This window comes from Algoriphagus litoralis (assembly GCF_003259255.1).
GTDB classification, from domain to species: Bacteria; Bacteroidota; Bacteroidia; order Cytophagales; family Cyclobacteriaceae; genus Algoriphagus; species Algoriphagus litoralis.
The window spans coordinates 292348-311827 of record NZ_QGOL01000003.1 but is presented as its reverse complement, the minus strand read 5'-3'; the positions used below and the strand labels follow the sequence as shown (position 1 = coordinate 311827).

Here is a 19480-nt window from a genome sequence, read left to right as displayed (position 1 = left end):
CTGAGAGACCAATTGAATTTCACGGTTTTTGAGAAGGACTTTTCAACTTAAGGAACTTCACTATTTTTAATTTTAAAATAAGTAATCAAAAATAAGAATAGAATGACAGAAAAAAATTTTGAGCAGGAACTTATAGTCAGGGATTACCTGGCCCGTCAGCGGACCTCTCTGGCAAATGATCGCACATTACTCTCCTTCATAAGAACTTCTCTCTATTTCTTAGTCTCTGGGACGGCATTATTTGAAGTCAACAAACTTTCGCATGTTCGCCAACTCGGATACTTAGCTTTTGGATTGAGTTTTGCCTTTTTATTGGTAGGATTTATCAGCTATTTCAAAGTGAAGAAGAAACTAAAAAAGGGAAATTACCTGAACATGTAACTTATGCTGGAAGAAGTTTGGATTGTTTTTGGGATCATTTTACTAGCCGTAATTTTATTTTTTACAGAAAAATTCACGATCGACACGGTGGCCATCGGCGTGATGGTCCTTTTCATGGTGTTTGGTATTTTGGACTTGGAAGAGGGCCTGTCAGGGTTCGCCAATTCGGCAACGATCACTGTAGCAGCCATGTTTGTGATATCCCAAGCCATATTTCGGACGGGAATTTTAAACCAATTCAGCATCTACCTGAGCAATCAGGCAGAAAAAAGTGAGACAAAATTGATCCTCACCCTGATGGTCAGTTCGGGTTTGCTTTCCGCCATTATCAACGATACTGCCGTCGTTGCACTACTTATGCCCTCAGTGATTCATATCTGTCAGAAAAACGATATTCCCCCTTCGAGGCTACTCATGCCACTTTCTTTTGGGGCATTGATGGGGGGAATTTGTACCCTTTTGGGTACTAGTACCAACATATTGGTGAGTGGAATTGCTCAAAAAGCAGGATTACCAGCTTTTGGAGTTTTTGAAATGAGTGCCATGGGATTGATTTTTTTGGGTGCCGGAATTGTCTATATGGTTTTAGTTGGAAAATGGCTCCTTCCACGCAGAAAATCCAAATCAGGACTTTCTGATACCATGGATTTGGGGAATTATGTGGTAGAAATTTTCATTACCGAGGAATATGAAAGATTAAACGAGCCCATTTTAAACGAAAAAATTTTTAAAAGCGGGAATGTAAAAGCGCTGCAAATCATCCGTGAAACTGGCCAAAAAATAAAAGTATACCCCAATACTGCCATTCAATCCGGTGATGTAATCCGGATCATTGCAAATAAGGAAAACCTGAAGAAAATAAAAGAATTAAAAGGAATAGAGATCAAAGCAGAGCTTGACTGGAAAGAAGAATCCGTAACTGATGAGGAAGCTAAACTCTATGAGGCGGTCATCACCCCACATTCCTTTTTAATCAACAAAAGCATCAAATCCATCAATTTCAAACAACTATTCGATCAGGTTTTTGTGATTGGTATTCGACATAGAGCGGGGCTTTTTGATACGCTATTGTCAAAAACCTCCCTGAAACCCGGGGACATCCTTTTGCTCCGATCCACCGAGGAATCGATACAATCCGTGAATCAATCTGAAGATCTACTACTGATTTCGGCCAGAAAAGAGGAGAATTTGAACAGAACCCAAGTTATCCTAACCTTGACTACCTTGGCCTTGGTGGTGGGATTGGCGGCTTTTGGAGTTTTCCCAATCACCCTAACTGCAATGGCTGGAGCAATAGTCATGATCATCTTGCGGTCGATCAGTCCCGATGAAGCATATAAAGCCATTGACTGGAAGGTCATATTCATGCTTGCCGGAGTCCTTTCCATGGGTACTGCCTTGGAAAAAACAGGCGGAGCCGAAATGATTGGACAGGGAGTAGTAGATGTTTTTGGTTCGTTTGGGCCTCAGATTGTACTCGCCGTGATTTTTGGGCTGACATTTTTATTGACCAATATTATGTCCAACAATGCCACTGCGGCACTTCTCGCTCCGATATCGATCAGTATTGCCATGGGATTGGGTGTGGATTCCAGGCCTTTCTTAATGGCTGTGACTTTCGGGGCAAGTCTAAGCTTTATGACTCCGATGGGTTACCAGACCAATACCATGATTTACAACCCTGGAAATTATCGGTTTACAGACTTTGTAAAAGTCGGCACTCCGTTGAATCTGCTTTTCTGGATTTTGGCAACCTTACTTATTCCGGTATTCTTTCCATTTTAGAACTACATTTAACCCAAACTTCACTATACCCCAAATTACTATGAGAACTTTTGGAATTGTTATGGTCATTATTGGCCTGATCATGCTTTTTGTGCCAGGAATAAATTTCATCACCAAAGAAAAGGTCATCGACGCAGGCCCTATCCAAGTCACAGCAGACAAAAAAAATGAAATCGGCTGGCCAACTTATGCCGGTGGAATTGTCGCAGCAGTAGGGCTAGTGCTAGTGGTGATCGGAAGGAAAAAATAGTTTCCTGTTCTATACTTCAGTCTTTTGGGTTTAGGCCTTAAACTCCTTGGCCGAAGACATAAAAATCAAACTCATTTTGCATAAAAAAGCCCATTCGACTGATCGAATGGGCTTTTTTATTGGTGTCCATAGGCTTTAGACCAACTTCACATTCGCAACTTCCTCTGCATCAACGTTGAAGAATTCCTTGTGGACATTAAACTCAAGTTCATCCCCAGTGGGAAACTTGGCCTTGTAAGTTCCATCTTCCTGCATCACATAGGAATTGACATTGTCTCTCAAGTTATAGGAAAGAATGTTCATCAGTTGCTTTTCCAGTAATGGAGATTCTACTTTGAATAAAGATTCGAGCCTTTTATCAAAGCTTCTCACCATCATATCTGCACTACCAGAGTAGGTTCTAGTTTCTCCATTGTTGTGGAAATGGTAGATTCTACTGTGCTCTAGAAAGTCCCCAACCAAGGACAAGACTTCTATATTCTCACTTAGTCCTACTCTGCCTGGTCTCAGGCAGCAGATTCCCCTTACGATCAGTTTGACAGTGACACCCGATTGGGATGCCCTATACAAAGCATAGATAATTTCGGAATCTTCTAGGGAATTTACTTTGATAAAGATCCCTGAAGGAAGTCCATTTCTAGCATTTTCGGCTTCCGCTTCGATGTATTCAATCAATTGATTACGCATGTCACGGGGAGCAGTGATCAGATTTCGGTAGGTATTGGGTACCGAGTGGCCTGTGATAACATTGAAAAATTCGGAAACATCATTTGCCAAGGTCTCATTTGTAGTCAACAAACCGATATCAGTGTAGAGCCGTGCTGTATCCTCGTTGTAATTACCAGACCCCAAATGAACATATCGGGTAATTTCTGAATCATCTTTTTTGACGATCAAAAGTAGCTTGGTATGAGTTTTAAGATTGGAAATCCCATAAATAACAAAGCAGCCTGCCTTTTGAAGCTTTTTCGCTTCCCGGATATTGTTTTCCTCATCAAATCGCGCTTTTACCTCGAAAAGTACCGACACGTGCTTGCCATTTTCAGCTGCTCTTAGGAGTGTTTTGGTAATTCTGCTTTCCTTGGCGAGACGGTAAATGGTCATTTTGATCGCCATGACATCGGGATCATCTGCCGCCTTTTCGATCAAATCGAGAATAGAATCAATGTTATTATAGGGATGATGAAGCAGAATATCTTTTTCCTTCAAAATATCAAAAATATCTGCTCTCCCCTCTTCTGGATAAGAAAGTGGTTTGACAGGTTCGGGAATCTGAGGAAGCCTCTCCCGAAAACGTTTATTACCAACTATCTGCCACAAGCCGGTAAAATCAATCATACTCGATCTGGCGACTAAATACACGGAGTCAGTCTTGAGATTCCAACGCTCCAGAAGTGAGTTCAGCATCCATTTAGAATAGCCCTCCTCGATTTCGATACGAACCACCCGACCTGTCTTCCGCTCCATGAGTTTTCGCTTCACTTCCTCCAGAAAATTGGCATCCATGTCCTCGCTTTCTTCCAAAGTAAAATCCCCATTTCGGGTGATTCGGAAGAGACTGATGGATTCGATTTCTACATTTCGAAAAAGGGAAATAATATTTTCACGAATCACCTCTTCAATTGGAATCAGTAAGAGGGAGTTTTCCCGTTCGATTTCAAAAAAACGCGGAATATTAGCTGGAATCTGCACAAAACTCATCTTGCGCATGTCCTTGCGTTCTCCGGGACTGGTCGTGACGACCCCAAAGACCAATAGCTTATTCATCAAGATCGGAAATGTCCTATATCCATCGTAAACCATCGGCGTAAGCATGGGATAGATGGCTTTGAGAAAATATTGTTTGACGATCTCCTGTTCCTCAGCGGTCAGTTTGGAAACATTGTACAGAGAAATCCCCTCTTGATGCAATTCCGGTAATACCACTTTGGTAAAATGCTCATGTTGATCACGATGAAATCGCTGACAGTCCTTCATGAGCTTCTCTTTGAAAGGTTCTTCACGAAGCCCAGAATAGTCTACACGTTCCTTTTCGTAATCTAGATAATTGTACAGCGAACCCACTCGAATCATAAAAAACTCATCAAGATTTGATGCTGTAATTGCTAAAAATTTCAGTTTTTCAAAAATACTCCTACCAACCTTTTTAGACTGGTCGAGTACGCGTTCGTTGAATTTAACCCAACTCAAATCTCTGCTGATGAGATTACTTTTTTGGATTATGGATTCATATTTATCTCCAACTGCCAATTTCATAGTGTTCCAAATTCAGTTTAAACAAGGCTCGATAAAATTCGATTTTTTAGGTAATCGTTAAAAAAAGGGGCCAAAAAAGCCCCCATTTTTATGTGTCTATTTTTGCGTATTTCGCATTCTTCTCAATAAAATCCCGTCTTGGAGCTACCTCGTCTCCCATGAGCATGCTGAACAGGTGATCCGCTTCAGCAGCAGAATCGATATTTACTTGCTTGATGGTCCGGACGTTAGGATCCATGGTGGTCGTCCAAAGTTGCTCAGGATTCATCTCTCCAAGACCTTTGTATCGCTGGATACCTACACTGTCTTCCTTGCCATCCTTGGCCATTTCGGCAGTGAGAATTTTTCGTTCTTCCTCAGTCCAGCAGTATCGTTCGTCTTTTCCGCGCTTCAATAAGTAAAGTGGCGGCAAAGCAATGTATACGTAGCCTTTTTCGATAAGGGCCTTCATGTATCTGAAGAACAGTGTCAAAATCAAGGTCCTGATGTGAGATCCATCGATATCCGCATCCGTCATGATGATGATCTTATGGTATCTCAAGCCAGTCAAATCCAATTCCTTGTCATCGTTTGCTGTACCGAATTTCACCCCTAGAGCAGTGAGAATATTTTTGATTTCCTCGTTGTCGTAGATTTTATGCTCATGGGCTTTTTCGACATTTAGGATTTTGCCTTTCAAAGGCAAAATTGCCTGAAAATCCCGATCACGTCCCTGCTTGGCAGATCCACCCGCTGAGTCCCCTTCGACCAAGTATAATTCACAGACCGTAGGGTCAGAATTGGCACAATCGGCCAACTTACCCGGCAGACCTCCTCCACCTAGAACGCTCTTTCGCTGAACCATCTCCCGCGCTTTTCGTGCAGCATGACGGGCTTGTGCTGCAAGGATCACCTTACCCACAATAGTTTTTGCCTCTTTGGGATGCTCTTCCAGCCAGCTTTGCAATGTGTCTGAGACAGCACTGTCTACCGCACCGACTACATCGGAGTTACCAAGCTTGGTCTTGGTCTGACCTTCAAATTGAGGCTCAGCAACCTTAACAGAAATTACTGCAGTGAGTCCTTCACGGAAATCATCTCCAGATACTTCTAGCTTAAGTTTGTCCAACATTCCGGATTTATCCGCATAGGATTTAAGTGTCCGAGTCAATGCTCTCCTGAAACCTGTGACATGTGTACCTCCTTCGTAGGTATTTATCGTATTGACGTAGGAAACCACATTTTCAGAATAGGAACTGTTATAGTTCATAGCAACCTGAACAGGAACACCATTTTGATCTGATTCGATGTAGATCGGATAATCGATGATTTTTTCACGGGTTTCATCCAAATATTGAACGAATTCCACCAAACCACCTTCTGAGAAAAACTCATCCTGCTTAGGCGCTCCATCTTCCATTTCCCTCATGTCTGTCAAGGTGATGCGAATTCCTGCATTCAGGAAAGACATCTCTCGCAGACGGTTGGCTATGGTTTCGTATTTGTACTCCGTAATGGCAAATATGCTTGCGTCCGGCTTGAAATGGATCGTTGTACCACGTTTGTCGGTGGGTCCGATCTGTCTAGCAGGATATTGTGGTACACCTATTTTAAACTCTTGTTCAAAAATGACCCCATTTCGATGTACAGTTGCTTTAAGGTCACTGGACAATGCATTGACACAGGATACACCCACACCGTGAAGCCCCCCGGAAACTTTATAAGTATCCTTATCAAATTTGCCCCCAGCGTGCAATACAGTCAAAACTACTTCAAGTGCAGATTTCTTCTCTTTGGGGTGCATGTCAGTCGGAATCCCCCGACCATTGTCCTCTACTGTCACTGAATTATCCTCATGCACAGTCACATGTATCGTATCACAATGACCAGCAAGTGCCTCATCTATTGAGTTATCTACTACTTCCCAGATCAGGTGATGAAGCCCTTTGATACCAATATCCCCGATGTACATTGCAGGTCTCTTTCGAACTGCCTCCAGGCCTTCTAAAACCTGGATATTATCTGCTGAATAATCGGCAGAATTTTTAGCTTTTTCTTCACTCATATTTTTTGGAGAAAACCCTCAAATCGGGCTTAGAAAGGTGATTTTGTGTTCAAAATTACAAGTTGCAAGATAGGTAAAAAAAGTGACTTATGAGCAGTTTTTTCTCCGATCAGAGCGGAAAACTAGCCAGATGTGAAAATAACACAAGACGAAATTAAATTCTGATTTCAAGAAAAGGATCAAAATTATTTTTTGCTGTTCATCGTAATTTTTAGTGAGTATAAACTCAGAAAGAAACCATTGATATCGTTTTGTTTAATTTAAAGTTATAAACGTTAAACAAAAATTAGCAATTGAATCTTTAAGTGTTTGATAATTAACCAATTCTTAAACACAAAAATAACCCTTATGTATCTTACCCTAGCAGCGGAACTAGTAGGACTAGACCGCATTATCAACAGTGATCCTGTAGCGATCACATTCTTTATTGGCTATATGGCCATGTTTGCATCCTCCGTATTCTTCTTTGTGGAGCGAGGATCGGTCGACGGGAAATGGAAACTCTCTCTGTTGGTCTCAGGACTGATCACGGGAATTGCGGCGGTCCATTACTATTACATGCGGGATTTCTACATGCAGACCGGAACCAGTCCAACAGCCTTCAGATATGTGGATTGGACCTTGACTGTGCCTTTGATGTGTGTGGAGTTTTACCTGTTGACCAAGCCATTTGGGGCTAAAGGTTCCACCCTGTTTAAATTAATCCTAGCATCCTTGGTAATGTTAATTACCGGATATATCGGAGAAACATCTGGAATCGACAGCAACATCATGTGGGGCATCATATCTACCCTGGGCTACCTCTACATCGTGTATGAAGTTTTTGCGGGTGATGTAGCCAAATTAGCAAAGGAATCCAACAGCCCTGCTCTTGGCAACGCCATGTTCCTCCTCAAAATCTTTATCACTTTGGGTTGGTCTATCTATCCCATCGGGTATATGGTATTGCCCGGCAACTTATTGTCAGGGGCTTTTGAGGTAAGTTCCATCGATCTTTTCTACAACCTTGCAGATGCGATCAATAAGATCGGATTTGGTTTAGTAATCTATTCCGTAGCAGTGGCAGAGACTGCCAAAGGAAGAAAAGTAGCTGCATAAAATAACTTGGCTGTCTGCTCCATTTCAGCAGGCAGCCATTTGTCTACTTCCATGAAACATTACACTTACATTTTTGCAGGTGCTGGCTGTGCAGGGCTCAGCCTTGTGTATTACCTTCTGGAAAGCAGTTTGAAGGATGCCTCGATTCTATTGATCGAACCGCTGGGCAAATCCATTCCCAAAAAAACCTGGTGCTATTGGGCCGAAAAGCCTCTGGAAATACATCCGAAAGACCAGATCCATTCCTGGAAAAATATCAGCCTGAGCTCTGGGTCAGCCAAAATAACCGGAAGCATGGGAAGGTTAGCCTATTTCCACCTTAATTCTGAGGAGTTCTACACCTTCATTTATCAAAAAATTAAAAACCATTCGAATGTGACTTGCATCCAGGATGAAGTTTTGGATTTGCAGGAATTCGACAACCAAGTCAGGGTGAAAACTGAGAAAAACGGTCTCTTTCTGGCCTCCTTGGTTTTTGATTCCAGATTACAAAGAGCAGCCTCTGCAGAGCTATCCATTTTAAATCAAGAATTTACCGGGTGGAAAATAAAAACCGAACAGCCAGTATTCAACCCGGAAAGTGTGGTATTGATGGAGTTCCCTACTCTACCTTCTAAGACATTTGACTTCATCTATATCCTTCCCTTCTCATCCACTGAGGCTTTAGTAGAATATACGGCCTATACCCAAAAGTCAATTTCTGAGCCTGAATTAGCCTCCTCACTCCGGAAATATCTGAATGAAAACTTAAAAGAAATCCCTTACCAAATCACATTCAAAGAGCATGGCGTGATTCCAATGAGTACCCGGAATCAATCGTTCAGTTGCCAAAAAAATGTGATAAAAATTGGTACAGCTGCGGGATGGACTAAGGCTTCTACTGGTTTTACCTTTCATACTATTCAAAAGAATTGTCAAAAACTGGTCAAGGAAATGGAGACTGGGAAATCAAATCCAGCGATTTTACCAAGTTCAATTCGATTTTCATTTTATGACAATATTCTTTTAAACATTGCTTTCAAATGGCCCGAAAAGCTTCAAGGTCTATTCCTCAACCTTTTCGAAACCTCTTCTGCCGAAACCGTCCTCCGGTTTTTGAGTGAGGATACGAGTTTAGGTGAAGAATTTGTACTACTCATGAAGCTGAGATTTTCTATTTTCGTTAAAAGCTTGATGAACTATGAATCGCATTGAGCTGATTTTCAAGGTACTGGGACTAATTGTCTGCGTTGGGTTTATGCTTTTACCTGCTGACAACTCAACACTTCAATTCACGCTTTTTGGAACAATTTTACTCGGCATAGGCATCCCTCATGGAGCTATCGATCACCTGATATCCAACCCTAGCATAGACAAACCTGGCCTTTTGAGGTTTCTCCTGATCTACATTTCCCTGATTGCAGGCTATTTGGTTCTTTGGTATATTTTTCCTCTATTTTCCTTATTCGCATTTCTTCTTATGTCCTCCTATCATTTTGGACAATCGCATTTTTTGAATATCCAATCCCCAAAATCCAATCACTGGTTTCTCTACATTAGCCGTGGAGGATTTTTTTTGTTTGCGATCTTATTGGGCGATTGGGAGGCAACCAAATTAATTTTATCTGCTCTTGTTGATTTGAATTACTTAAATCAATCAAGAGCAGCAATTTTGGTTGTGCTTTTAGTTTCAACCCTCTTTTCCCAAGAAATATCTGGCCCAAAAATCACAAAAAACACGATTTTGGAATTGGTCATTTTGGGGCCAATATTATACATGAGCCCCTTGCTTATTGGTTTTATAGTCTATTTTGGATTTTGGCATGCCCTCCCAAGCATGCTGGAGGAGTATCGATATCTCAGAAAATTCGAGTCCTACAGTTCTATCAAAAAGTTTTCACTCCACCTGATGCCTTTTTCGCTGATTAGCTTTGCAGGCATTGGGTTGATTTTATTTTTAGGAATGAAATTCCTTGATAGCAACGAATTAATTTTGGTCTTTTTTGTGCTGATTTCGTTGATTTCTTTCCCACATATCCTCTATATGGATCACTTTCTGAAAAGTAAAAATCAAAATTGACCGGTACTGAGCATCACCAAATTGCAAGCTGGAACGACCTCGATTCCGGCAGCTTTGGCTGCTGTAAAAAAAAACGGGTTTTCTGTACCGGGGTTAAAAATGATCCGCTTTGGATTTAGGCTGATCAGGTAATCCATCCATTCATCTTGATGGGAAGGACCAATGTAAAGCGTTATGGTATGAATATCCTTCAGATCTGGTTTGGCTCGTAGATCAAGAATTTCCCGCCCAAAAACCTCTCCTTTTTTAATGCCAATCGGAATAAACTCCAACTCACGATCAGCAAACATTCCTGCAGCTGTGAAGGCATACCGGGTTTGATTGGTGGTAGCTCCTACAATGAGCGTTTTTTTATATTCTAGATTATCTTTCGCCATAATTCCTATCCCGGACAAAGGTATCCATGTGCCGGTGTTTTTTACTTTCGTAGATATCCGCCAAGGTGATCATGATACCCGTCTCTTCCACTTCGCCAAACTCATCATTCAATGCCGTACCAAACGTGCGCATCGTTGGGGATAAGTTCATGTAGGTATTGATCAGCGGAGGAATATTTTCTCCCAAGGATCTGATTTTTCCATTCAGATACTTATATCCTTCCTTATAATTCAGATTAATGAATGGGTTGGGGAGCTGCTCAATGCCGGTTTCATAGGTTAATTTAAGATTCACCTTTGGAGTGACAAGTGATTCATTATCAGGGAAATAATGATTCATAAAATAAAGCAAAAGATCTCGCCCTTCCCTATTGTAATGTGGGTACATGGTGACTTTACCAAAAAGGTATTTGACATCCGAATTGAGTAAAACCACTGCCCCAAGACCATCCCAGAGGTTGTCCAGACTGAAGATTCCCTTGCGGTTGTCTAAGCTTGGCTGATATTGTGGCTGTACAAAAGAGCGACCTAGTTCTAGGGTGTAGGGAATATATTCTTTGATAAATTTATCTGAAAAGTCAAAAAGATGGGTGGTGGAGAGATTGATCGAACCATCTGGATTTACGGCATTTTTACACATTATTACTCGATACCCAGCCACAATTTCTTCATCCTCAGGATTCCAAGTGATCAATTGATCGTAACACTTTTCGCAGGTATCGTTATCATCGAGATCCAGAGGCATGCCTGTACCTCCACCGGCAGCTCTAAAGGTCAGCTCCCGGAGGCGTCCGATCTCTTGGACCACATTGGGAGCATTATGGTGATTGACCAAGTAGACCAGGTTATCTCCATTATTGGCATATCTGAGAAAGCGATCTGGGCTCAACTCCTTTTTCAGAAGCATTCGATCCACAGCTGGTATGATCGGTAGAGTCTTAGTCATTCGCTTCGCCTAGTTTGTATACCAAATCTTTCATATACGCTGCCCATTGGGTGTCATTTTTTTCAGAATTAAAATACTGGTAAGATACCGGGTCGCCAACACGGATTACAACTTTTTTGCCCCGCTGCTTATACATTTCATCCACCAACCAAAACATTTCGATGTTTGCTTTAATCCCGATTTTTTTACGCCAGTTAGCAAGATTGTAAAAAAACTTAGAATTCTCCCCCTGTATATGGCAGGGAAGAACCTCCAGCTGATATTTTTTTGCCTTTGAAATAAAGCTTTTTTTCCATCCCAGATCTTTCACTATTCCCTCCTGCTTTCTCGATACAAGGCCGGCAGGAAAAATCAACACGGGATGCCGATTCGCAAATGCTTCCTCAATCTTCAGATTGGCATTCACAGAATTCTTCCCTAGGGTATTGACTGGCACGAAGATCGGTTGGAAATTATCAAAACTCATAAGCAGATCATTGACTAGAAATCGAATATCTGGTCTGATTTTGCCTATAGCGTACATCAATGCTATCCCGTCCATTCCTCCAAGGGGATGATTTGACGCAAGTATAAAACCTCCGACTTTTGGAATGTTTTCTTCTCCCATCAATTGAACATCCATTTGAAATTCTGAAATCAATGCGTTGACAAAATCCAATCCCTTAAGGTCAATGTGCTTGGTAAGTACAGAATTAAGCCATGTTTCGTGTGTCACCTTTTTGACATAATTCAACAAAAAACCCGGCATCCATTTCAAGAGCTTTGGGTTTTTGGAAGCAATGGCTTTTTCGATATCTATAAATTTCTTGGTCATTGGCCAAAAAAATTGTGCTATTCGGTTATAATTCGGAGTAAAAATTAAAATTTTCACAACAGATCAGTTCAAAAGTACGAAAATAAAGCCTCAGCTTTTCTACCAAAAAAGAGTCAAAAATTAGTTTCCTGAAAACCAAGCGCCTAGATTTTCAGTAGTCTCAATAAACTACGTAAAATATGAATTTAGTACTAACAGGAAGCACCTCCGGCATAGGCTGGGAAACTTTGAAGGAAATGTTGCCGCTGTGTGAGGTAGTAATTCTTCCGGTCAGAAATGAGGAAAAAGCTCAAAAAATGATTGGGACGCTATCTGGAAAAGAAAAAATCCGGATTGTCTCCATGGATCTCAGTATCATGAAGTCAGTCAAAAAGGCAGCAACCGAAATCTTAAAAATAACTGACCGAATCGATGTCCTGATCAACAATGCAGGCGGAATGTTTCCTGCTAAGAAGCTCACGGAAGAAAATCTTGATTTGACTTTTGCGACGAATCACCTCGGGCACTTTTTATTGACAAAGCAACTCCTTCCTGCGTTGATCCGTGGTAAAGCAAAAATCATCAACCTCAGCTCAGAAGCACATCGTATTTCGGGGAATCCAAAGCCTGATTTAAGCCTTAAAAAATCAGCCAATACAGTCACTGCATATGGAAAGGTTAAATTGTATAATATACTGTTTACCAATGAATTGAAAATCAGATTTGAAAGCGATGGAATAAGTGCTTATTCACTTCATCCTGGAGCAGTGAAGACCGCTTTTGGTTCAGAGACTTCTGGACTTGCCAAGGCAATAATACGCGTTACTCAACTGCTATTTATCAGCGCAAAAGCCGGCGCTCAAACAACCCTATTCCTGGCAAAAACTCCGAAAGAAAAACTCCGAAACGGTAGCTACTATGATCGAAAAAAACCAAAAGTCCCATCTTCAGCAGCCCTAAACCAACAGTTGGCCAAAGAGCTTTGGGAATATAGCGAGTCCGTTTTGGACGATCTGAAAATCTAAAATATCCAACCAAAACAGAGGCTGTAGCGCTTCAAAACCGGTAGACTCTTGCCTAAAAAGCCTAAATTGCGCCAATGAAAGAAACCATTCTCTCGCTTTGCCCTGGACCTTGGGCAGATTATGAACTCATCGATACCGGAGGATTTGAAAAACTGGAGCGCTTTGGCAAATTTATCTTGAGTAGACCGGAGCCTCAGGCCATCTGGGACAAGTCGCTACCAGAAACCGAATGGAGAAAGTTGGCGCATGCACACTTTGCCAAGGAAAAAAACAATCCAGAAAAAGGTCACTGGCAGCAAATCAAGCAGATGCCGCACAATTGGTCCATTGACTATAAAAATGAAGACGGACTGAATTTGACCTTGAACTTGGCGCAGACCTCTTTCAAACACATTGGATTATTTCCCGAGCAGGCTGTAAACTGGGATTATTTGTTCAAAAAAATCAAAGCTTTCCCGGGGCAAAAGCCAAAAGTCCTCAATCTTTTTGCCTATACGGGTGCAGCAAGTGTGGCTTGCAGAGCTGCCGGGGCTGATGTGACTCATCTAGATTCGGTCAAGCAAGTGGTCACCTGGTCCAAACACAACATGGAGTCCTCCGGATTGGACGGCATTCGATGGATGGTGGACGATGCAATGAAATTCATCAAGCGGGAAGCCCGACGAGGGAATAAATATCACGGAATCATTCTCGATCCGCCAGCCTATGGTCGAGGACCTGAGGGTGAAAAATGGATTCTCGAAGAGCAGATCAACGAAATGCTGAAAACCTGTGCAGAATTACTGGATCCAAAAGATCACTTTCTCCTGCTCAATATGTACTCTTTGAGTTTCTCATCATTAATCGCGGCCAACCTTATCCGATCCAACTTTGGAGAGGTCAAAAATCCCGAGCAGGGTGAATTGTATTTGGAAGAAAAACAGGGAAAAAAGCTTCCTTTGGGCATTTTCTTCCGTTTTTCAAGTTTTTGACCTGTATTTAAAAAATGAATAATCGTCAACTTTTTCTATCTCATCTGGCTCAGACTACGGATTTTCCTTTGCTTATCGAGGTAGAAAAAGCAGCGGGAATCTACCTCTATGGTCCAACCGGTGAGCGATACATCGATCTAATTTCCGGAATCGGAGTCAGCAATGTCGGCCATAGGCATCCTCGAGTAGTTGAAGCCATTCAAGCACAACTCGACAAATACCTCCATCTTATGGTATATGGAGAATATGTGCAGACTCCGCAGACTCGTTTGGCAAAAGCGCTTTGCGATACGCTTCCCGAGCACCTGGACAATGTCTACCTCGTCAACAGCGGTTCGGAAGCCATCGAGGGCGCGTTAAAACTTGCCAAACGCTATACCAATCGTCGGGAATTGATCTCTTGCGTAAACGCTTACCATGGTTCTAGCCATGGTTCGCTGAGTGTGGGTGGAAATGAAGTTTTCAAGCGGGCTTACCGCCCCCTTCTACCCGGCATTTCCCATATTTTTTATGGAAGTTTTTCTGATTTAGAAAAAATCACTTCCGAAACCGCAGCCGTAGTCATCGAAACGATTCAAGGTGAAGCGGGAATTCGAGTTGCATGTAGGGAATATTTTCAGGCATTGAGGAAGCGGTGTGATGATACTGGCACGTTGCTAATTCTGGACGAAATCCAGGCAGGATTTGGTCGCACGGGTAAATTTTGGGCTTTTGAGCATTTTGATATCGTCCCGGATATGATTGTGTGTGCCAAAGGAATGGGAGGCGGAATGCCAATTGGAGCTTTTATTGCCAATAAAAAAGTGATGGGCGCTTTCAAGAATAATCCACTTTTGGGTCATATCACCACATTTGGTGGGCATCCGGTAAGCGCAGCTGCATCATTGGCTACCATTCAAATCCTCCTGGAAGAAAAGCTTATTGAGCAGGTGGAAGGAAAAGCAAACCTTTTTAAAAGGTTATTAATTCACCCAAAAATCAAAGGTTTTAGGAATAAAGGCCTGATGATGGCGGTGGAATTTGAGTCCTTTGACGTGCTCAAACCTATCATTGATCGGGCAATTGAGTTGGGTGTAATCATTGATTGGTTTTTGTTTTGCGATGATTCCATGCGTATCGCACCGCCTTTGATCATTACTGAAGTTGAAATCCAAGAAGCCTGCGCCATTATCCTGAAAGCAATCGAAGAAAGCTAAATTCGTTTTTTAACCCTAAGTCAAAGAAATGGATCAGAAAAAGTGCCCTCACTGTGGAAACTGGTCATCGTGGAACCTCAACTTAAGTGATATCTGCGATCACTGTGGAAAAACGCTAGGCGGAAAGGATCTGGAAAATCAGGAAAAAAGGCTAGCTGATAAAAAGACCAACGAAGAAAACTGGATGTTCAATGTCAAGGAATCTGACTCTGACTTCAAAAAGGGTCTAAAGAAGGTCGGGAACTTCTTCTACACCATTTTCATGGCTATCATCAGCTTCATCCTTTGGCTGATTGCAGCCTTACCGGGTTGAGTACATGAAAGTCTTCAAAAACCCGTATTTTATCGTTCCAGTCCTGCTTTTTTCCGTCAATCAAATTCTGGAGCGATTCTTTAAGCTCTTTATTCCCTGGGTCCACTCCTACTTGGATGATCTTTTGGCTATACCGCTCATTTTGGGCATTACCCTTCAGATTTATCAAAAAATCCATCCAAAACGAAATGCGTTTTCATTTACCAAAGTCCAAATCCTGGTAGCCATAACCTATGTTGCAATTGTATTTGAATTGGTTTTACCCAGATTCTCTACAACCTATACCGGAGACTTGCTCGATGTTTTCTGCTATTTTTTAGGAGGATTTTATTTTTACTTTTTAATCAATCCACCTTTGGATATGGATTTGAATTAAAGAATAAACTGCAAAAGCCGACCCCTCACTTCTAGCTTTTTAATCTTTCGCTTATCTTTTCTTCAAATTTCACCCAATGAAATCGCGCTCAGCAAAAAAGCCATATTTCCTAAGATTTAATGACTTCGCAATAGGCTACCGAGGAAAAAATAGGACTGGCTATCTGACCTTTAAAAATCAAATTTAAACCCCATGAAAAAGATCCCGGCAATTTTTGGCTCATTACTATTAATCCTGATACTCGGAGTATTGCTATTCATCTTTTGGCTAAGCCCTCAATATGACGGAGAGGTAAAAATAGCCGGGTTAAATGAAAAGGTTGAGGTCCACTTTGACAAGTTTGGAATCCCGCACATCTACGCCCAGAATGAAACTGATGCCTACCAAGCTTTAGGATATGTGCATGCACAAGACAGACTGTTCCAACTGGAAATGATGCGGAGGGTCGGTTCGGGAACTCTTGCTGAATTTCTTGGAAAAGACCTCCTAGAGGTGGATCAATTTTTCCATACACTTGGCATTCCTAAACATGCAAAGGAAAGTACGGATGCTTTGCTGAGACAAGGTGATACCCCATGGAAAAAGGCCACTGAGGCCTATCTGAAAGGAGTAAATGAATTTATCAGTGCGGGAACGCTTCCTGTGGAATACCTCCTTCTGGGTGAAAAACCACGTCCGTACACACTGGAAGACATGCACTCCATCATTGGATATATGTCCTTTACATTTGCCATGGGTCTAAAAACCGATCCCTTGGTAACTAAAATGGCAAATGAATTGGGACCGGATTATTTAAAATCTCTCTCCGTCCAAACCCTTCCCGAGCACTACCGAATCCCAGTAAATTACCCGGATTCATTAAAAGGTCCAGACAATCAAATCCAAACAACATTCACCGCAATGCTGGAAAAATTACCCGTACCCATGCTTGAAGGAAGCAATGCCTGGGTGATCTCCGGAAGTCGGACCAAATCAGGAAAAGTTCTTTTCAACAATGACACCCACATCGGGTTTTCTTCACCATCTGTTTGGTACGAGGCACACATCGAATACCCGGGATTCAGTTTTTATGGCAATCACTTAGCCGGAATTCCCTTTGGCTTGGTGGGTCATACGCGACATCATAGCATCGGCCTGACCATGTTTGAAAATGACGATCAGGATTTCTTTGAAGAGAAGGTTAATCCAGCTAATCCCAATGAGATTTTAGTAGGGGATTCCATTTTCCAAATCACCACCCGAAAAGAAATCATCCAGGTGAAAGGCCAAGGTCCTGTGGAGTTTGAAATTCGAGAAACCCTCCATGGGCCTATCATGAACACCGTGGTGAAAGAAATTTCCGAACTGACGTCTAATCCAGTTTCTTCTTGGTGGGTTTACACTTTAGAGCCGAGCAAGGCGCTGGAGGCTATTTTCAAACTGAATCATGCCAATACAATCCAAGAAGTGGCAGAAGGGGCAGGCTTAATCCACGCTCCAGGGCTGAATATCATGTACGGGGATAGCTCAGGCAATATTGCCTGGTGGGCGGCTGCCAAACTTCCTATCCGGAGTGAAAAGGTCCATTCAAAGGTCTTTGCAGATGGGTCGGATCCTGAAACTTTGCCAGAAGGCTGGTATCCATTCACTGACAATCCTCAAAGTATTAATCCCGAAAGCGGCTTTGTCGCTACTTCCAACAATCAACCAGACACGATGCGAAATGGTGTCTTCTTTCCCGGCTATTATTATCCTGGAGATCGCTGGAACCGGATAGCGTCAACCATTACATCACGACAAGATTGGGATCTGGAGTCTATCCAATCTCTTCAGCTGGAGACCATCAACGAGACTCATCCCAAAAATGCACTTTTCATGCTCTCCCAAATCAATAAAGCAGATTTCTCAGGAAATGAAGAAATCATTGAACTACTTCAAAATTGGAAAGGGAATCATGATGTGGATGAAGTAGCTCCAACCGTCTATTACAAATGGCTATACCATACGCTACGGCTTGCGATGGCAGATGAGCTGGGTGATGCGGGATTCAAGACTTATTTGGAGACATTTCTGATGATACGGAGCACGTCACATTTTCTTAATCATTCGGAAAACCGCTGGTGGGATAACCGCTCAACTGAAGCAACAGAGACTAGGCAGGAACTAATCAGTGAAGCGCTGAAGATTTCGCTCGACGAACTTTCAGTACAGTTTGGCGAAAACGCTAAAAATTGGAAGTGGAAAAATGCAGTAGTCATAGCGCATCCACATCCACTCGGAAGCCAAAAGCCCCTGGATAAGATTTTCAATGTCCGGACCGAAGCAGTTCCTGCAAATGAAGAAGCGGTCAACAAATTAGCCTTTGATTTGAATGGTGAGGGAATCTATCGAGTTACTTCAGGACCTGCCATGCGGATAATTCTTGATTTCGGAAATGTAGAGGAATCTGTTTCCGTTCTTCCCACCGGGAACTCTGGCAATCGATTCAGTAAGCACTACGCTGATCAAAAGGAGATTTTTGCAAAGGGAAAATACCGGGCACAACTGATGAATGAACAGGACATCAAAGAGAAATCTAAAGGAAAACTTGTTTTTATCCCATCAAATTAACCCTATGAACCAATCCATCAAAGCTGCACTTTGGTGCCAATTCGGAGCAAGCATCGACATGTTAGAAAATGCGATTCGGATGTGCCCTGAAGAATTCTGGAATTCTGATCTATCTTTTTCCGGCAACGCTTACCATACCCTATTTTTCCTGGATTATTATCTGACCCTAGAACCAGTAGGATTTGGAGCTAGGTCTCCCTTTACACATTCAGAGTTTGAGGATGAGCCACCTTCGGTTCCTTTTTTGAAAATTGAAATCCTTAACTACTTAGAATTCAATCGAAACAAATGTCGTCACTTAATCATGGGTTTAACAGCTGAATTGAGTGAAAGTCGTTGGATTAATGAATCAAAAACGATGGATTACTCCATTTTTGAAATTCTACTGTATAACATGCGTCATGTACAGCATCATGCCGCACAGCTAAACATGATGTTGAGAAATCACCTAAATGATGCTCCCAATTGGGTGTATCGTGCCCAAGAGAATACTAAACTTTAATCGGAAATTATGGGTTTTGTAAAAAATGTCACTTATGAAAAAGAAAGAGCCTAAGAACTTCGAAATACAAAAATCAGATTCCGAATGGGAAGAAATTCTGGATCCTGAGTCTTTCCGTATCCTACGTGAAAAAGGCACAGAGAGACCTTTCACGGGGCAATATTACCTGAATAAAGACACTGGAATCTATGAGTGCAAAGCCTGTGGAAATGAGATTTTCCATTCGTCCGATAAATATGACAGCGGCTGTGGCTGGCCGAGTTTTACCAAGCCAGTAAATCCTGAGGCAATCGAAGTCACTATGGATTACAGCCACTTTATGATCCGGGAAGAGATCCTTTGCGGCAAATGCGGCGGACATTTAGGCCATCGCTTTCCCGACGGTCCCAAAGATCAGGGAGGCATCCGATATTGCATCAATTCCCTGAGTATGGATTTCAAAAAAGCATAAAATGAAAATGGGCTGAGCTTTGGTAATGGTTTTCCAATCCTCAGCCCCTCGTATTCCTTTTTCCTGCC

At 42.1% G+C, this 19480-nt stretch carries 19 protein-coding genes; 14 read left to right on the top strand and 5 right to left on the bottom strand.

Features of this window, described 5'->3' with window-relative positions; translation table 11 throughout:
* Nucleotides 1-102 precede the first annotated feature (102 nt).
* The 3 genes from DK188_RS04750 to DK188_RS04740 are packed head-to-tail and all read left to right on the top strand — an operon-like array spanning nt 103 to nt 2416.
* Nucleotides 103-381 (top strand): DUF202 domain-containing protein, encoded by a 279-nt coding sequence (locus DK188_RS04750; RefSeq protein ID WP_111669653.1) that lies wholly within the window; start codon nt 103-105, stop codon nt 379-381.
* A gap of 3 nt (nt 382-384) precedes the next feature.
* On the top strand, nt 385-2166 hold the full coding sequence (locus DK188_RS04745; protein ID WP_111669652.1) for an SLC13 family permease: 1782 nt from the start codon (nt 385-387) through the stop codon (nt 2164-2166).
* A gap of 40 nt (nt 2167-2206) precedes the next feature.
* A complete protein-coding gene (locus tag DK188_RS04740) occupies nt 2207-2416 on the top strand; it encodes a hypothetical protein (RefSeq protein ID WP_111669651.1) in 210 nt (69 codons plus the stop codon).
* 135 nt (nt 2417-2551) lie between these two features.
* Here DK188_RS04740 and ppk1 read toward each other — a convergent pair whose 3' ends face one another.
* Nucleotides 2552-4672, bottom strand: coding sequence for a polyphosphate kinase 1 (ppk1, locus tag DK188_RS04735; protein ID WP_111669650.1), 2121 nt, complete (start codon nt 4670-4672; stop codon nt 2552-2554).
* A gap of 88 nt (nt 4673-4760) precedes the next feature.
* Nucleotides 4761-6716 (bottom strand): DNA topoisomerase (ATP-hydrolyzing) subunit B, encoded by a 1956-nt coding sequence (gyrB, locus tag DK188_RS04730; RefSeq protein WP_111669649.1) that lies wholly within the window; start codon nt 6714-6716, stop codon nt 4761-4763.
* A gap of 348 nt (nt 6717-7064) precedes the next feature.
* Between gyrB and DK188_RS04725 the strand changes: the two genes are divergently transcribed.
* From DK188_RS04725 to DK188_RS04715, 3 genes are read left to right on the top strand one after another with little or no spacing between them, the layout of a single operon-like run.
* The gene (locus DK188_RS04725; RefSeq protein WP_111669648.1) at nt 7065-7814 is read left to right on the top strand and encodes a bacteriorhodopsin; all 750 of its coding nucleotides are present in this window, start codon (nt 7065-7067) and stop codon (nt 7812-7814) included.
* A gap of 51 nt (nt 7815-7865) precedes the next feature.
* Nucleotides 7866-9008, top strand: coding sequence for a lycopene cyclase family protein (locus DK188_RS04720; protein ID WP_111669647.1), 1143 nt, complete (start codon nt 7866-7868; stop codon nt 9006-9008).
* Nucleotides 8995-9873 carry a Brp/Blh family beta-carotene 15,15'-dioxygenase gene (locus DK188_RS04715; RefSeq protein ID WP_111669646.1) on the top strand — a complete coding sequence of 293 codons (879 nt, stop codon included), beginning with the start codon at nt 8995-8997 and terminating at the stop codon, nt 9871-9873. The genes DK188_RS04720 and DK188_RS04715 overlap by 14 nt, the downstream gene beginning before the upstream one ends.
* On the opposite strand, the gene DK188_RS04710 is transcribed toward DK188_RS04715, so the two are convergent.
* Genes DK188_RS04710 through DK188_RS04700 form a run of 3 tightly spaced genes read right to left on the bottom strand, consistent with a single transcriptional unit; the run spans nt 9864 to nt 12010 of the window.
* Entirely contained in the window at nt 9864-10250 is a 387-nt protein-coding gene (locus DK188_RS04710; RefSeq protein ID WP_111669645.1) for a CoA-binding protein, read from the bottom strand. The two genes, DK188_RS04715 and DK188_RS04710, sit on opposite strands and share 10 nt — an antisense overlap.
* Nucleotides 10237-11196: a GNAT family N-acetyltransferase gene (locus tag DK188_RS04705; protein WP_111669644.1), complete on the bottom strand. Its 960-nt coding sequence runs from the start codon at nt 11194-11196 to the stop codon at nt 10237-10239. Before DK188_RS04705 ends, DK188_RS04710 begins: the two co-directional genes overlap by 14 nt.
* Nucleotides 11189-12010: a 1-acyl-sn-glycerol-3-phosphate acyltransferase gene (locus tag DK188_RS04700; protein WP_111669643.1), complete on the bottom strand. Its 822-nt coding sequence runs from the start codon at nt 12008-12010 to the stop codon at nt 11189-11191. The genes DK188_RS04705 and DK188_RS04700 overlap by 8 nt, the downstream gene beginning before the upstream one ends.
* Before the next feature lie 179 nt (nt 12011-12189).
* Between DK188_RS04700 and DK188_RS04695 the strand changes: the two genes are divergently transcribed.
* From DK188_RS04695 to msrB, 8 genes are all read left to right on the top strand, one after another.
* Complete coding sequence (locus DK188_RS04695; protein WP_111669642.1) at nt 12190-13014, top strand: SDR family NAD(P)-dependent oxidoreductase; 825 nt, start codon at nt 12190-12192, stop codon at nt 13012-13014.
* A gap of 74 nt (nt 13015-13088) precedes the next feature.
* A complete protein-coding gene (locus DK188_RS04690; RefSeq protein WP_111669641.1) occupies nt 13089-13985 on the top strand; it encodes a class I SAM-dependent methyltransferase in 897 nt (298 codons plus the stop codon).
* A gap of 14 nt (nt 13986-13999) precedes the next feature.
* Nucleotides 14000-15181: an aspartate aminotransferase family protein gene (locus DK188_RS04685; RefSeq protein ID WP_111669640.1), complete on the top strand. Its 1182-nt coding sequence runs from the start codon at nt 14000-14002 to the stop codon at nt 15179-15181.
* A 28-nt stretch (nt 15182-15209) separates the two neighbouring features.
* A complete protein-coding gene (locus DK188_RS04680; protein ID WP_111669639.1) occupies nt 15210-15494 on the top strand; it encodes a hypothetical protein in 285 nt (94 codons plus the stop codon).
* A 4-nt stretch (nt 15495-15498) separates the two neighbouring features.
* The gene (locus tag DK188_RS04675; RefSeq protein WP_111669638.1) at nt 15499-15870 is read left to right on the top strand and encodes a magnesium citrate secondary transporter; all 372 of its coding nucleotides are present in this window, start codon (nt 15499-15501) and stop codon (nt 15868-15870) included.
* 192 nt (nt 15871-16062) lie between these two features.
* The gene (locus DK188_RS04670) at nt 16063-18459 is read left to right on the top strand and encodes a penicillin acylase family protein (protein ID WP_111669637.1); all 2397 of its coding nucleotides are present in this window, start codon (nt 16063-16065) and stop codon (nt 18457-18459) included.
* Between the two features lie 4 nt (nt 18460-18463).
* Nucleotides 18464-18961 carry a DinB family protein gene (locus tag DK188_RS04665; protein WP_111669636.1) on the top strand — a complete coding sequence of 166 codons (498 nt, stop codon included), beginning with the start codon at nt 18464-18466 and terminating at the stop codon, nt 18959-18961.
* Between the two features lie 34 nt (nt 18962-18995).
* Nucleotides 18996-19412 carry a peptide-methionine (R)-S-oxide reductase MsrB gene (msrB, locus tag DK188_RS04660; RefSeq protein WP_111669635.1) on the top strand — a complete coding sequence of 139 codons (417 nt, stop codon included), beginning with the start codon at nt 18996-18998 and terminating at the stop codon, nt 19410-19412.
* The last annotated feature ends 68 nt before the right edge of the window (nt 19413-19480 follow it).